Source organism: Mesorhizobium sp. CAU 1732 (assembly GCF_039888675.1).
In the GTDB taxonomy this organism is placed as follows: Bacteria; Pseudomonadota; Alphaproteobacteria; order Rhizobiales; family Rhizobiaceae; genus Aerobium.
Genome location: NZ_JBDQQR010000001.1, coordinates 3577731 through 3591227 on the forward strand (window position 1 = coordinate 3577731; position 13497 = coordinate 3591227).

General features: G+C 63.7%; 10 protein-coding genes and 4 pseudogenes. 3 read left to right on the forward strand and 11 right to left on the reverse strand.

The window, feature by feature from the left end; genetic code table 11:
- Window positions 1-70 precede the first annotated feature (70 nt).
- Window positions 71-3553 carry a carbamoyl-phosphate synthase large subunit gene (gene carB, locus AAFN55_RS17485; RefSeq protein ID WP_347800101.1) on the forward strand — a complete coding sequence of 1161 codons (3483 nt, stop codon included), beginning with the start codon at window positions 71-73 and terminating at the stop codon, window positions 3551-3553.
- A 374-nt stretch (window positions 3554-3927) separates the two neighbouring features.
- On the opposite strand, the gene AAFN55_RS17490 is transcribed toward carB, so the two are convergent.
- The 6 genes and pseudogenes from AAFN55_RS17490 to AAFN55_RS17515 all read right to left on the reverse strand — a co-directional run bounded on the left by AAFN55_RS17490 (window position 3928) and on the right by AAFN55_RS17515 (window position 7640).
- Complete coding sequence (locus AAFN55_RS17490; protein WP_347800102.1) at window positions 3928-4293, reverse strand: type II toxin-antitoxin system VapC family toxin; 366 nt, start codon at window positions 4291-4293, stop codon at window positions 3928-3930.
- The gene (locus AAFN55_RS17495; RefSeq protein WP_347800103.1) at window positions 4287-4502 is read right to left on the reverse strand and encodes a ribbon-helix-helix protein, CopG family; all 216 of its coding nucleotides are present in this window, start codon (window positions 4500-4502) and stop codon (window positions 4287-4289) included. The genes AAFN55_RS17490 and AAFN55_RS17495 overlap by 7 nt, the downstream gene beginning before the upstream one ends.
- A gap of 146 nt (window positions 4503-4648) precedes the next feature.
- Window positions 4649-4828 (reverse strand): hypothetical protein, encoded by a 180-nt coding sequence (locus AAFN55_RS17500; protein WP_347800104.1) that lies wholly within the window; start codon window positions 4826-4828, stop codon window positions 4649-4651.
- Window positions 4818-5029, reverse strand: a pseudogene (locus AAFN55_RS17505) (AlpA family phage regulatory protein). The gene AAFN55_RS17500 and the pseudogene AAFN55_RS17505 overlap by 11 nt, the downstream one beginning before the upstream one ends.
- Before the next feature lie 362 nt (window positions 5030-5391).
- Window positions 5392-6795, reverse strand: coding sequence for an MATE family efflux transporter (locus tag AAFN55_RS17510; protein WP_347800105.1), 1404 nt, complete (start codon window positions 6793-6795; stop codon window positions 5392-5394).
- A 60-nt stretch (window positions 6796-6855) separates the two neighbouring features.
- Window positions 6856-7640, reverse strand: a pseudogene (locus tag AAFN55_RS17515) (SDR family oxidoreductase).
- Between the two features lie 99 nt (window positions 7641-7739).
- Here AAFN55_RS17515 and AAFN55_RS17520 point away from each other — a divergent pair.
- A pseudogene (locus AAFN55_RS17520) lies at window positions 7740-8032 on the forward strand (TetR family transcriptional regulator); the annotation flags it as partial.
- Complete coding sequence (locus AAFN55_RS17525; protein WP_347800300.1) at window positions 8005-8448, forward strand: hypothetical protein; 444 nt, start codon at window positions 8005-8007, stop codon at window positions 8446-8448. The pseudogene AAFN55_RS17520 and the gene AAFN55_RS17525, both read left to right, overlap by 28 nt.
- On the opposite strand, the gene AAFN55_RS17530 is transcribed toward AAFN55_RS17525, so the two are convergent.
- From AAFN55_RS17530 to AAFN55_RS17550, 5 genes and pseudogenes are all read right to left on the reverse strand, one after another.
- Window positions 8373-9617, reverse strand: coding sequence for a M20 aminoacylase family protein (locus tag AAFN55_RS17530; RefSeq protein WP_347800106.1), 1245 nt, complete (start codon window positions 9615-9617; stop codon window positions 8373-8375). The two genes, AAFN55_RS17525 and AAFN55_RS17530, sit on opposite strands and share 76 nt — an antisense overlap.
- 96 nt (window positions 9618-9713) lie before the next feature.
- Window positions 9714-10541, reverse strand: a pseudogene (locus AAFN55_RS17535) (ATP-binding cassette domain-containing protein); the annotation flags it as partial.
- The gene (locus tag AAFN55_RS17540; protein WP_347800107.1) at window positions 10538-11518 is read right to left on the reverse strand and encodes an ABC transporter ATP-binding protein; all 981 of its coding nucleotides are present in this window, start codon (window positions 11516-11518) and stop codon (window positions 10538-10540) included. The pseudogene AAFN55_RS17535 and the gene AAFN55_RS17540, both read right to left, overlap by 4 nt.
- Window positions 11519-11528: 10 nt before the next feature.
- The gene (locus AAFN55_RS17545) at window positions 11529-12479 is read right to left on the reverse strand and encodes an ABC transporter permease (protein WP_347800108.1); all 951 of its coding nucleotides are present in this window, start codon (window positions 12477-12479) and stop codon (window positions 11529-11531) included.
- Window positions 12479-13453 carry an ABC transporter permease gene (locus tag AAFN55_RS17550; RefSeq protein WP_347800109.1) on the reverse strand — a complete coding sequence of 325 codons (975 nt, stop codon included), beginning with the start codon at window positions 13451-13453 and terminating at the stop codon, window positions 12479-12481. The genes AAFN55_RS17545 and AAFN55_RS17550 overlap by 1 nt, the downstream gene beginning before the upstream one ends.
- Window positions 13454-13497 lie beyond the last annotated feature (44 nt).

Here is a 13497-nt window from a genome sequence, read left to right on the forward strand (position 1 = left end):
TCCTTGCGCACCGGCCGGGCCACGCCCTTCGCCGGGTTCTTTGCGCAAGCGCCTGCCGGATGGACCCACAATGCCGAAACGTACCGATATCAAGTCGATCCTGATCATCGGGGCCGGCCCCATCGTCATTGGTCAGGCATGCGAGTTCGACTATTCCGGCACGCAGGCCTGCAAGGCGCTCAAGGCCGAGGGCTACCGCATCATTCTGGTCAACTCCAATCCGGCCACGATCATGACCGATCCGGAGCTGGCCGACGCGACCTACATCGAGCCGATCACGCCCGAAGTCGTCGCCAAGATCATCGCCAAGGAGCGCCCCGACGCGCTGCTCCCGACGATGGGCGGCCAGACCGCGCTCAACACCGCTCTGTCGCTGCGCCGCATGGGCGTGCTCGACCGCTACAATGTCGAGATGATCGGCGCCAATGCCGAGGCCATCGACAAGGCCGAGGATCGCTCGCTCTTCCGCGAGGCGATGGCGAAGATCGGCCTCGAGACCCCGAAGTCGATGCTCGCCAACGCATCCGAAGTGAAGGACGCCGACCGCAAGAAACACGAGGCGCGCCGCGCCGAGTTGAAGGCATCCAGCCCGGCCGACCTCGACGCAGCCCTCGACGCGCTGGAGACCGAGTGGAACCTCGGCGAAGGCGACCGCAAGCAGCGCTACATGAACCATGCCATGGCGATCGCCGCGCAGGCCCTCGACGTCGTCGGCCTGCCCGCCATCATCCGCCCCTCCTTCACCATGGGCGGCACCGGCGGCGGCATCGCCTACAACCGCGCCGAATTCTTCGAGATCATCGGCTCCGGCCTCGACGCCTCCCCCACCACTGAAGTCCTCATCGAGGAGAGCGTGCTCGGCTGGAAGGAGTACGAGATGGAAGTCGTCCGCGACAAGGCGGACAACTGCATCATCATCTGCTCGATCGAGAACCTCGATCCGATGGGCGTCCACACCGGCGACAGTATCACCGTCGCGCCGGCGCTGACGCTCACCGACAAGGAATACCAGATGATGCGCAACGCCTCGATCGCGGTGCTGCGCGAGATCGGCGTGGAGACCGGCGGCTCGAACGTCCAGTTCGCCGTCAACCCGGCCGATGGCCGCCTCGTCGTCATCGAGATGAACCCGCGCGTGTCGCGCTCCTCCGCCCTCGCGTCGAAGGCCACCGGCTTCCCGATCGCCAAGGTCGCCGCCCGCCTCGCGGTCGGCTACACGCTCGACGAATTGGACAACGACATCACCGGCGGTGCGACGCCCGCCTCCTTCGAGCCGTCCATCGACTACGTCGTCACCAAGATCCCGCGCTTCGCGTTCGAGAAATTCCCCGGCGCCGACAACGTCCTCACCACCGCGATGAAGTCGGTTGGCGAGGTCATGGCCATCGGCCGCACCTTCCAGGAATCGCTGCAGAAGGCCCTTCGCGGTCTGGAAACCGGCCTCACCGGCCTCGACGAGATCGAAATCCCCGGCATCGGAACCAGCGACGACCGCAACGCCATCCGCGCCGCACTCGGCACGCCGACGCCCGACCGGCTGCGCATGGTCGCCCAGGCGATCCGCATGGGCACCTCGCTCGAAGACGTCCACCAGATGTGCCGCATCGACCCGTGGTTCCTGGAGCAGATCGCCGGCATTCTCGACATGGAAGCCAAGATCCGCGCCCACGGCCTTCCCGAGGACGCCGCAAATCTGCGCATGCTGAAAGCCATGGGCTTCTCCGACGCCCGCCTCGCGTCCCTCGTCAGGAAAGACGCGGAAGAGATTCAAAAGCTTCGCCAAAAGCTCGACGTCCACCCCGTATTCAAGCGCATCGACACCTGCGCGGCCGAGTTCGCCTCGCCGACCGCCTACATGTACTCGACCTACGAGACGCCGTTCGCAGGCGCGCTCGCCGACGAGGCCCAGGTCTCGGATAAAAAGAAGGTCGTGATCCTCGGCGGCGGTCCCAACCGCATCGGCCAGGGCATCGAGTTCGACTATTGCTGCTGCCACGCGGCCTATGCGCTGGCAGACGCCGGCTACGAATCGATCATGGTCAACTGCAATCCCGAGACCGTCTCGACCGACTACGACACCTCCGACCGGCTCTATTTCGAACCGCTGACGCCCGAGGACGTGCTGGAGATCCTGCGCGCCGAGAAGGCCGCCGGCACGCTGCACGGCGTCATCGTCCAGTTCGGCGGCCAGACGCCGCTCAAGCTTGCCGACGCGCTCGAAAAGGCCGGCATCCCGATCCTCGGCACCTCGCCCGACATGATCGACCTCGCCGAAGACCGCGACCGTTTCCAGAAGCTGCTCGTCAAGCTCGACCTCAAGCAGCCGAAGAACGGCATCGCCTGGTCGGTCGAGCAGGCGCGCACCGTCGCCTCCGAGCTCGGCTTCCCGCTGGTCGTGCGCCCGTCCTACGTGCTGGGCGGCCGCGCCATGCAGATCATCCACGACGAGGCGATGCTGCAGACCTATCTGCTCGACACCGTGCCCGGCCTCGTGCCCGAGGACATCAAGCAGAAGTACCCCAACGACAAGACCGGCCAGATCAACACGCTGCTCGGCAAGAACCCGCTGCTCTTCGACACCTATCTGTCGGAAGCCGTCGAGGTCGACGTCGATTGCCTCTGCGACGGCGACAATGTCTATGTCTCGGGCATCATGGAGCACATCGAGGAGGCCGGCATCCATTCGGGCGATAGCGCCTGCTCGCTGCCCGTCCGCTCGCTCTCGACCGAGACCGTCGCCGAGCTCGACCGCCAGACGGCGGCGCTCGCCCGCGCGCTCCATGTCGGCGGCCTGATGAACGTGCAATATGCCATCAAGGACGGCGAAATCTTCGTGCTCGAGGTCAACCCCCGCGCGTCCCGCACCGTGCCCTTCGTCGCCAAGACCATCGGCCGCCCGATCGCCAAGATCGCGGCGCGCATCATGGCCGGCGAAAGCCTCGACGCGGCCTTCGGCGACTACGGCACCAAGCCCGATCTGTCGAAGCTCCCCCATGTCGCGGTCAAGGAAGCCGTCTTCCCCTTCGCGCGCTTCCCCGGCGTCGACACGCTGCTCGGGCCCGAGATGAAGTCGACCGGCGAGGTCATGGGCCTCGACAGTGACTTCGCGCTCGCCTTCGCCAAGAGCCAGCTCGGCGCCGGCGTCGACCTGCCGCGCGCGGGCACGCTGTTCGTCTCGGTGCGCGACGAGGACAAGGCCAAGATCCTGCCGTCGGTCAAGCGCCTGGCCGATCTCGGCTTCAAGGTCCTCGCCACCGGCGGCACGCAGCGCTATTTGACCGAAAACGGCGTTGCGGCCGACAAGATCAACAAGGTTCTGGAAGGACGCCCGCACATCGAGGACGCCATCCGCAACCGGCAGGTCCAGCTCGTCTTCAACACGACAGACAGCCAGAAGGCGGTCTCGGACTCGAAATCGCTCCGCCGCGCCACGCTGATGCAGAAAGTGCCCTACTACACCACCATGGCCGGCGCCGCCGCCGCCGCCGAAGCCATCGCCGCGCTGAAGGCCGGAAGCCTGGAAGTGCGGCCGCTGCAGGCGTATTTCAACTAAGCGCCCCCGCCTTTCCTCTCCCCCATGAAATGGGGGAGAGGTGCCAAACGCAGCGAGACGGAGTGGGGGACACCGCATCCTCCCCGACAACCGCACCCGGACGGGCGTTCTCTTCGTCATCCTCGGGCGGAGCCTTGAGCGCAGCGAAAGGCCCAGACCCGGGGATCCATGCTTCGGCGGTGCATACAAATGATCGCGCGGAAGAACAGCGCCCGCCTCTGACCCCTCCCCCTCGTCACAGGCCGAGGCATGGATGCTCGGGTCAAGCCCGAGCAGGACGAAGCGGAGAGGTGCGCGCCCTATCCCCCGGCGTCACGCCACCCACGACTGACCTTCCGGTCCCCTCACCTATCGTTCAAACGTGGACGCATTCGTTAGAGGGCGTAAGGTTCGCGGATCCCCGGATCGTCGGTTGGAAAATCCTTGATGTTGCGGGTCACGAGCAGACGACCTGCGGTCTGCGCCGTGGCCCAGATCACTGCGTCCGGAAGCTTGATGCGATGTGCTCGCCGTAACGCCACCGCACGGTGGGCGATCTCGTCGTTCAGTGCAATCAATTCGAAGCCGTCAAGAAAGCGTTGGGTCGGCTCAACCAGATCGGCATCCGCTCCAACCATCACCTCCATCCAGGTGATGATGCTGATCGCCCGGTTCTCGAAACGATTGAGTTCCTTGCGCGCCTGAGGCACCGCGTTCAGATGGTCGATGAGGATGTTGGTGTCGAAGAGCGCGCCTACCATTCGCGGCGCACCTTCTCCTGATAGACCAGACCATCGACCTTGCGTTTGCCCCACAGGCCGAAGCTATCTTCGACCTGCTCGCGATGATGACGGTTGAGATAGTCATCTATGGCGTCGCGGATCAGCGCGGCACGGGACCGGCGCACCCGTTTGGCGATTGTGTCGAGGGCTTCGACCTGGGTATCGGTCATGTCGACCAAGGCTCGCATCGCACACTCCAAATGATATGTGTTGTGTATATCATATAGATCGATGCGATGAAAGGCAACCGACCGCCTTGGCGCACGTCATGATGCGATCTCTTCACTCCCTGTCGGCTCCTTGTTCTGGAGCCCCGGAACGCGGGAGGCTGTTATCATTGGCGGCGGCGGTCCGCCTGGCAAAATCCTCTCGCGCCATGCGGCCGACGATGCGTCGCAAACTGGCAGGCGACATCGTCGACCTTGCGCTGCGCGTTGGGATCGGAGCCGTCCGCGTTGCGATTGTCGTTGACCGGCCGTCTCTCTTTACCGGAACGTTTCCCCTCATCGCCCATGACCGGCCTCTTCCTCCCGCCGCCACCGGACCGGATCGGCAACCCAGCGGTCGATATCGGACTCCCTCCAGCCCGCGCCGTTGACGCTGATCCTGAGCTGGGTTGGGAACGTGCCCTCGGCGATCTTGCGGTCGATGGTGGAGCGGGACAGGCCTGAGCGAGCACGGTGTTCAGGCGCACGATACGGTCTGGTTGGCGCATGGCGGAGACGCTTCCTGCTGGTTGTTCCTGACGGCTTCCGAGACCAGTCACAGCAAGGAATTGTCGGTGTGCAAGGAAGATTTAGCCGGCGTCGTACTGCGGCGTAGAAAGCGCGGCAAATAGGACTGTTTTGCGAGTGAATATCCTTCCTCTGCCAGGTCGCGCCGCTCATTAGAGGGCGGCTTTGGGGCCGGTAGCGGACCGTCGGCTTCGAGAGCAACGACCCCGACAAGCTGCCATCGACGGATAGTCGACCACGCGACGGCTGCGAAAGGCACACCTGATCGCATGCGATGGATCGTCCAGATGTATCCATGATCAGTGCCGTGAGGGTGGGTGATCTATCGTCCCTCGCGAGAAGGTCACGAGCGCCACTTCGACCGCAGAAGCGCGCCCGCGATGCACGTCCCGTAGGCAAACATCCCTGCCGCGATGGCGATGTAGACTGATTGCATGCCGAGATCGGTCTCGTCGGCAAGCACAATGGCTCCGCCAAATGCAACGCCGATCCGGAGGACGCCTCCGAGGAACGGCCACATCATTCGTCCTGCCCCCTGGCTTGCGAAGTAGATCGCGAGACCGAGCGCGAAGAACCCGTAGAAGGGGCCAACGATCCGGAAATAGGATCGTCCGGCCTCCAGCGCGCCCGTTGCCTCCGGCGCGAGGAACATCCGAAGCCAGAGATCAGGGAACAGGGCTGCGACGAGACCGATCGATCCCACGATCGCGGCCGCCGCCAGCGAGCCGATCCAGGCGATGCTTAGGGCGCGCGCCGTCTGGCCGGCGCCCATGTTCGTACCCACCATCGCCGTCATGGCCGCGCCGATGCCGAAGACGACCGGAATCATCAGGAACTCCAAACGCGCGCCGAGACCATAGCCCGCCAGCGCGTCGGGGCCATATCTGCCGACGGCGCCGACCATCAGGACGATGGTCAAAACCGTCAGCGCGGAATTCGCCGAAGCGATTCCGCCGACGCGGAGGATATCGTCAAATGTCGTCCTGTCGGGACGCACTCGGTTGAGGGAGAAGCCCGCGCGACCCGCCAGAACATATACAATCGCGATCGATGCTCCGACCGCGTGAGCCAGCACGGCCCCGAGCGCCAGCCCGCTCATGCCCCACGCAGGCAATCCGCCCCATCCCAACGACAATGCTCCCGCGAGGGGTACCGTAAGCAGAGACACGAGGAGCAAAACGCCCGATGCAAACCCCATTCCGCCCGTACCCCGCACGACGCTGAGGGTCAGGTGGCAAATCCAGATCGCCACACATCCGGGAAAGAAGACCATCGCATAGGCGATCGCCGCGTCGGTTGCTGCGCCCGGACCGCCGAGCAATTCAAATGTCGAGCGCCCGAACGCTGCGATCAAGGCAATGGATGCAACCGATGCGCCCAGTCCTACGATCCAGGCGGCGATAACGACGCCGCTGGCGCGCGCCGTGTTGCCGGCTCCCAGTGCTCGCGCGACCGCCGATGATGTTGCACCGCCGATCGCGCCTGCCGACAGCATCTGAGTGAGCATGACCAGGGGGAAGACCAGCGCCAGCCCAGCGAGGGCGTCGACGCCGAGGCGGCTGGCAAAATAGCCCTCGGCAATGCTGATCAGCGCCTGAACGCCCATCGCAATCACGTTCGGCGCAGCCAGCCGCGCCAGCGTCGGCGCGATCGGATCGTGGAGAATTGCGTGCGTCCTCGCCGCGCGTGACGCCGCCGCAGCTTGAAGCGGTCCCGTCGACACCCCAGTCGTCGTATCCCCTACCATTCTGTTTCCATCATCTCGGGATTATCGAGGCGAGCGTCCGAGAGTACATCGATCATTGTGTCAGGCAGCTCGATAGCGCGCAGCAGGAACGACCCCGCCGAAGCCGGGCAGCATTGCTTTGCGGGCTTGCTGATAGGTTTCCCAGAGTCCGGCGTCGGGCAGGACGGGGATGGTGATCGGCTCGCGCCGGTCAAAGCCGGCCAGCGCCGCATCGACGAGAGCGTTGACATCCATCATTGCCGGCGACTGGGAGGGACCGGCTCCCGAGCGCGTCCAAATTTCGGTGGCCGTCGCCGCTGGCAGCACTGCCTGCACATAGACGCCCTTGCCCATCAGTCGACAGCCATGGGCTGGGAGAGCGTCGTCACGAAGGCCTTGCTCGCGGCATAGACCGTCTGGCCAAACTCGGGGACAAGGCCGACGACCGACGAAATGTTGACGATCGCGCCCTCGCCGGCAGATGCAAAACGACGGGCGGCCGCTTGGGCGAGCATCGTCACGGCGCTAACATTGACGGCGATAAGCTTCACGACGTCATCCGGCTTTTGATCGGCAAAGCTACCCGACAATCCCAAGCCGGGATTGTTCACCAGAACGCCGATCCGGTCGTCCTCGGCCAGGCGGGCCGAAACCCGTTCCAGAGCTTCATGATCGGCAAGATCGGCCTGCATGACGTCGACCGTCACGCCATCGCCCGGGCGGAGATGCGCGGCGACTTCATCCAGGCGTTCGGCCCTGCGGGCAACGAGGACCAGGTCGTGGCCGCGGGCGGCAAATCGGTCTGCGTAGGTGGCGCCGATGCCGGACGAGGCGCCGGTGATGAGAACTGCGGACTTTTGGGGCATAGTATCCCTCTCGGTATTCATGATTATCATCATCATTTTTGCTTTTTATATGATTGCTATCATAAATATGTCAACGACGACGAACCGGAGATGTCGATTATGAAGGTCAGCCGCGAAAAGATGGCCGAGAACCGAGCACAGATCCTCGAAAAGGCGGGACGCCTGTTCCGCGCAAAGGGATTCGAAGCCGTCGGTGTCGCCGAGGTCATGAAGGCAGCCGGACTGACCCACGGCGGATTCTATGGTCTCTCATCGCCGAAAGCCTTGCGCACATGCTGACGACATCGCTGGCCGAGCCGAGGGATTTTGAGCGTTTTGCCGACGCCTACCTGTCGGAGTCACATCGGTCCAACGCATCTACGGGGTGCCCGACGGCAGCCCTGGCGTCGGCGACCGCGCATCACCATTGCGCAACCGGATCGAAGGCGTCGGCCTGATCGCTGTGGTGATCGGCGTTGGTTATCTGGCGGCGATCACGCTGCTTGGACAATCAGGCTTCGTGCGAGGCAGCTGGACTGCCGCAATAGTCGGACCGCTGCTGACCTGTGTGTTTGCCGTCAGCCTCGCGGCGATGATGATTTACAGCCAGAGGCTCAACGGTTTAGGTATCGCACCCGTCGCGCAATATGGGCTGCGGTTTCCGCTTTACGTGATGGTGGCGCTTCCGGCGGCATGGCTCGGCCTCGACGGGCAAGGCTCGTGCCGGAAGGTACCGGTGCAGTCGCGTTCATCTCACGCCGCCTCGTCGGTTGACCGTTCGCTTCGCGCATCGGATGGCGACGCATCTTCGGAGCGCAGTTCCGTGTGAACGAGGTTTACCCAGTAAGAGATGCCGTACGGGATCGACTCGTCGTTGAAATCGAAGCGGTCGGTGTGCACCTCGTGCACCTTGCCGTCGGCACCGACCCCTCCGCCCATCCACACATAGGTTCCGGGAACCTTGTTGGAGAAATACGCGAAATCCTCGCCGCCGGTGGACAGGTCTCGTTCCCGCTCGACATTCTCCTTGCCGAAGGTGAGTTCGGCGGCCGCCAGCGCGCTTTCGAAAGCCTCGGGATGGTTGACCAGCGGCGGCGTTCCCTCGTCGATCTGGACATCAACGGTGCAGTTGCTTGCCTTGGCGAAGAGTTCGGCCTGATCGCGCAGGCCACGCAGGATGGTCTGCTGCACGTCGTCGCGGAAATAGCGCGCGGTGCCCGACACGAGCATCTCGGCGGGCATCACGTTCGGCGAGCCTTTGGAACCGCCGGAGATATGCCCGATCGAAATCACCGCTGCGTCGATCGCCGCGACCTTTCGGCCGACTATGGACTGGAGGGCGAGAATGAAATGCGCGACCGGAATCGTGCAGTCGTCTGCAAGGTGCGGCGCGGCGCCACCATGTCCGGCGGTTCCCTTGAACGTCACATGAAACGACAGCGATCCGGCCAGCGCCGGCCCGACGCGTGTCGCGATTTCGCCGACGGGACGCCCCGGCTCGGTGTGCAGGCCATAGACGGCGTCGCAGGGAAAGCGGTCAAACAGCCCGTCATCCATCATCGCCGGCGCGCCGCCGGCGCACTCTTCGGCCGGCTGGAAGATGAAGTGGACGGTGCCCGCGAAATCGGGATTCTCGGCAAGGTAACGCGCCGCGCCCAGAAGCATCGTGGTATGGCCGTCATGGCCGCAGGCGTGCATCTTGCCGCTCACCCTGGACGCGTAGTCAAAATCGTTGCGCTCGAAAATGTGCAGGGCGTCGATATCGGCACGCAGGCCGACATTGCGCTGGCCGGGACGCGATCCTTTCAGAACGCCCACGACACCGGTCCGGCCGATGCCCTCGTGAACCTCGATGCCCCATTCGCGAAGCTTCGAGGCGACGAGCGTGGACGTACGCACCTCCTCGAAGGCGGTTTCGGGATTGGCGTGGATGTCATGACGCAGAGCGATCAGTTCCGGCATGTACGCGTCGAGCTTGCTGCGATCGATGGATGACATTGTCGGGGCAATTCCTTGATTGGAAGACGACGAAGGCACGCGCCGTGGGGATGCGCGGTGGGCGTGTTCTTGCTGGGAAGCGAGGTGGAAAGGCTATCTGCGGGTCGCTGCGGATATGTCGGGCACCGCGTCGATCAGCATTCGGGTGTAGGCTTCGCGGGGATTCTTGAACAAGGCTCTGGACTCCTCCACCTCCACGAGTTTTCCGAAATGCATGACGCCTATGCGCGAGGACATATGGCGCACGACCGCAAGGTTGTGGCTGATCAGCAGGTAAGTCAGGCCGAACTGCTCCTGCAGATCTCGCATGAGGTTGAGAATCTGCGCCTGGACCGACACGTCGAGCGCCGAGGTCGGCTCGTCGCAGACGATGAATTCCGCCTTAGCGGCAAGAGCTCGCGCGATTGCGATGCGCTGGCGCTGTCCGCCGGAGAATTCGTGCGGGTATTTGCGCCCGTCGAGCGGATTGAGGCCGACGACGCGCAGCAGCTCGCCCGCCTCGTGGTGCGCCTCGGCCTTCGACGACGCGATGCCAAGCGCCAGCATCGGCTCCGCGATGATGCTGGCGACACGCCAGCGCGGATTGAGGCTTGCGTAGGGATCCTGAAAGATCATCTGGATACGGCGGCGCAGCGCGCGCATCTGCGCCCTCCCATGCCGGCCGGTCACTGATACGCCGTCGATCTCGACCGTTCCCGACGTGGCGGGCAGGAGACCCACGACCATCTTGGCGACGGTCGACTTGCCGGAACCGGATTCACCGACAAGCGCGAAGGTTTCGCCCTTGACGATCGAGAAGCTGACATCGTTGGCGGCATGCACGAAGCGCCTCGGCTTACGCTCGATGATGCGATTGAGAAGCGGCTTCGAGACGTCGAATATCCGGTTGAGCTTTTCGACCTTGACGAATTCGTTGTCGCTCATGCGGCCACCTCATGCTGCGCGTAGAGATGACAGGCGACCTTGTGATCGCTCTCGCCGGAGAGGGACGGCGCGCGCAGCCGGCACACGTCCAAGGTGTGCTCGCAGCGCGGATTGAAGGAGCATCCCGTGGGCAGTGCGGTAAGCGACGGCATCGAGCCTTGTATCTGACGAAGCCTGGGCTCCTCATTGTCGAGCGAGGGAATGGCACCCATCAGCCCTTGTGCATAGGGATGCAGTGGCGCGCCGACTACCTTGCCGACCTTGCCGATTTCCGCGACCTTGCCCGCATACATGACCGCCACGCGATCGGCCGTCTCCGCGATCATCCCCATATCGTGTGTGATGAGCATGAAGGCGGTTCCGCGTGTCGAGCACAGCTTGCGGATCAGCTTGATGATTTGCGCCTGAACCGAAACGTCGAGAGCGGTGGTCGGCTCGTCGGCGATGACGAGTTCCGGCTCCGCGCATAGCGCCAGCGCGATCACCACACGCTGCCTCTGTCCGCCGGAAAATTCGTGCGGATACGAATCGATGCGCACCTCCGGATCCGGGATACCCACTTCCTCGAGCAACTCGATCGCGCGGGCGCGCGCCTGCCGCCTGCCGAGAGGAAGATGGACGCGGATCGTTTCGACCAGATGATCGCCGACCGTCATCAGTGGGTTAAGGCTGGTCAGCGGGTCTTGGAAGATCATACCGATGCGCCGGCCACGAATGGCCTCGATGCCGGTGCGCTCGAGATTGTCGATGCGCTGGTCGCCGAGCATGATGCGGCCTCCGGCTATGCGGCCAGGGCGAGGTATGAGATGCATGATCGCCGCGCCGGTCATCGACTTGCCGGCTCCCGATTCGCCGACGACGCCCAGAACCTCGCCTCTCGCGATGGAGAAGCTGACGTCGTCGAGCGCGACAAGCCTCGCGCGGCGCGTGTCGAATTCGACGCGAAGGTTTTCGACGGAAAGGATCGTGTCGGACATTCTCCGCCTCCTAACGCAGCCGGGGATTGAGCGCGTCGCGCAGCCAATCGCCCAGGAGGTTGATGGTCAGGACCAGCATTGCGAGCGCGATGCCGGGAAACGCGACGATCCACCACTCTCCGGAGAACAGGAATTCCTGCCCGATGCGGATGAGTGTGCCAAGCGAGGGCTGCATCGGCGGCAGCCCGACACCGAGATAGGAAAGCGTCGCCTCGGTGATGATCGCCAGCCCGAAATTGATGGTCAGGATGACGAGTACCGGACCCATGACGTTCGGCAATATGTGCCGCGTCATGATCGCGACGGGCGGCAGGCCGAAAAGGCGGGCGGCGTTCACGTAGTCCTTCTTGCGCTCGACCATGGTAGAGGACCGGATGGTGCGCGCGTACTGCACCCAGAAGGACAGGCCGATCGACAGGATGATCACCCAGGAGGCGCTGCTTTCGCGCGACAGCGACGGCATGAGGCCATGCAGCAGGCCGTCGATCAGCAGCGCGATCAGGATCGCCGGGAATGTGAGCTGAATGTCGGCGACGCGCATGATGAAGGCATCGAGAAAGCCACCGAAATAGCCGGAGAGAACGCCGAGGCAGATACCGAGCGTGGCGGCGAGGAATACGCCGATCGCGCTGATGATGATCGACACGCGCAGGCCGTAGAGAACGGCCGAGAGCATGTCGCGGCCCTGGTCGTCCGTCCCAAGAACGAACGGCCATTGGCCATCCGCCTGCCAGATCGGTGGCAGGCTCGAATTCATGATGTCGAGCGTCATCGGATCGAATGGGTCCGTCGGCGCTATCCACGGCGCGAGCAGCGAGGCGCCGAGAATGACGAGCAGAAGCGCGGTGGCGAACATGACCAGCCGGCTGCGGACGAAATCGATGAAGATGTCGCTGTCGGCGATACGGGCGCGCAAGGTCGGCTCGACCGGCTTCGGGGTATCGGAGGTGACCTCGGCCATTAGCTGGAGGCGTCCTTGAGGCGCGGATCGATGAAGTTGTAAATCAGGTCGACGATGAGATTGACCGTGACGAACAGCAGCGCGATCAAAAGGAGGTAGGTGGATATGATCGGGATATCGACGTTCTGCACGGCCTGCAGGAACAACAGCCCCATTCCCGGCCACTGGAACACCGTCTCGGTGATGATGGAAAAGGCGATGATCGAGCCAATCTGAAGGCCGACCACAGTGATCACGGGCACCAGCGTGTTCTTGAGCGCGTGGCGGAAGTAAAGGCGGATGCGCGGCAAGCCGCGTGCGACGCCGAACTTGACGAAGTCGGTGCGCAGCACCTCCAGCATTTCGGACCGCACGAGGCGCATGATCAGCGTCATCTGGAACAGTCCGAGCGTGATTGCGGGCAGAATCAGCGACTTCCATCCCTCGATCGTCAACAGGCCCGTCGACCAATTCTCGGTCACCCGTACCAGCCCGTTGCGCCCGAATGCTGGCAGCCAGCCGAGCGATACGGAAAAGACGTAGATCAGCAGGATGCCGATAAGGAATGTCGGCAGGCTGACGCCCACCAGCGACACGCTCTGCAGCAGTGATGAAATTCGGCCCCGCGGATTGAGGGCACAGTAGACGCCGAGCACGATGCCGGCGAAGAGCGAAATCACGGCTGCCACGAAGGAAAGTTCGAGCGTGGCGGAAAGCCGCTCGGCCAGAAGCTTCGTCACCGGCTGGCGGAACTGGTAGGAGACGCCGAAGTCGAGTGTCACGACGCGCCCGACATAACGCGCGAACTGCACGAGTGTCGGTTGATCGAGACCGAGGCTCTCGCGCACCATCTGGCGCTCCGCCGGGGTCGTTTCCGCGCCGACCATCTGGTTGACCGGGTCGCCCGCATATCGAAACATCACGAAGGCCAGAAGCGACACGACCAGCATCACTGCGAGCGATTGCAGAAGCCGTCGGATGACAAGGGCAAGCATTGCATTCGTCCTGTTATGCGCCGCGCACATGTGCGCAAGCGCCA

Excerpts from the sequence above, each read along its gene's own strand:
- carB (WP_347800101.1), top strand. The coding sequence starts at position 71 with ATGCCGAAACGTACCGATATCAAGTCGATCCTGATCATCGGGGCCGGC.
- AAFN55_RS17490 (WP_347800102.1), bottom strand. The coding sequence starts at position 4,293 with ATGGTAGGCGCGCTCTTCGACACCAACATCCTCATCGACCATCTGAAC.
- AAFN55_RS17495 (WP_347800103.1), bottom strand. The coding sequence starts at position 4,502 with ATGCGAGCCTTGGTCGACATGACCGATACCCAGGTCGAAGCCCTCGAC.
- AAFN55_RS17500 (WP_347800104.1), bottom strand. The coding sequence starts at position 4,828 with ATGGGCGATGAGGGGAAACGTTCCGGTAAAGAGAGACGGCCGGTCAAC.
- AAFN55_RS17510 (WP_347800105.1), bottom strand. The coding sequence starts at position 6,795 with ATGGTAGGGGATACGACGACTGGGGTGTCGACGGGACCGCTTCAAGCT.
- AAFN55_RS17530 (WP_347800106.1), bottom strand. The coding sequence starts at position 9,617 with ATGTCATCCATCGATCGCAGCAAGCTCGACGCGTACATGCCGGAACTG.
- AAFN55_RS17540 (WP_347800107.1), bottom strand. The coding sequence starts at position 11,518 with ATGTCCGACACGATCCTTTCCGTCGAAAACCTTCGCGTCGAATTCGAC.
- AAFN55_RS17545 (WP_347800108.1), bottom strand. The coding sequence starts at position 12,479 with ATGGCCGAGGTCACCTCCGATACCCCGAAGCCGGTCGAGCCGACCTTG.
- AAFN55_RS17550 (WP_347800109.1), bottom strand. The coding sequence starts at position 13,453 with ATGCTTGCCCTTGTCATCCGACGGCTTCTGCAATCGCTCGCAGTGATG.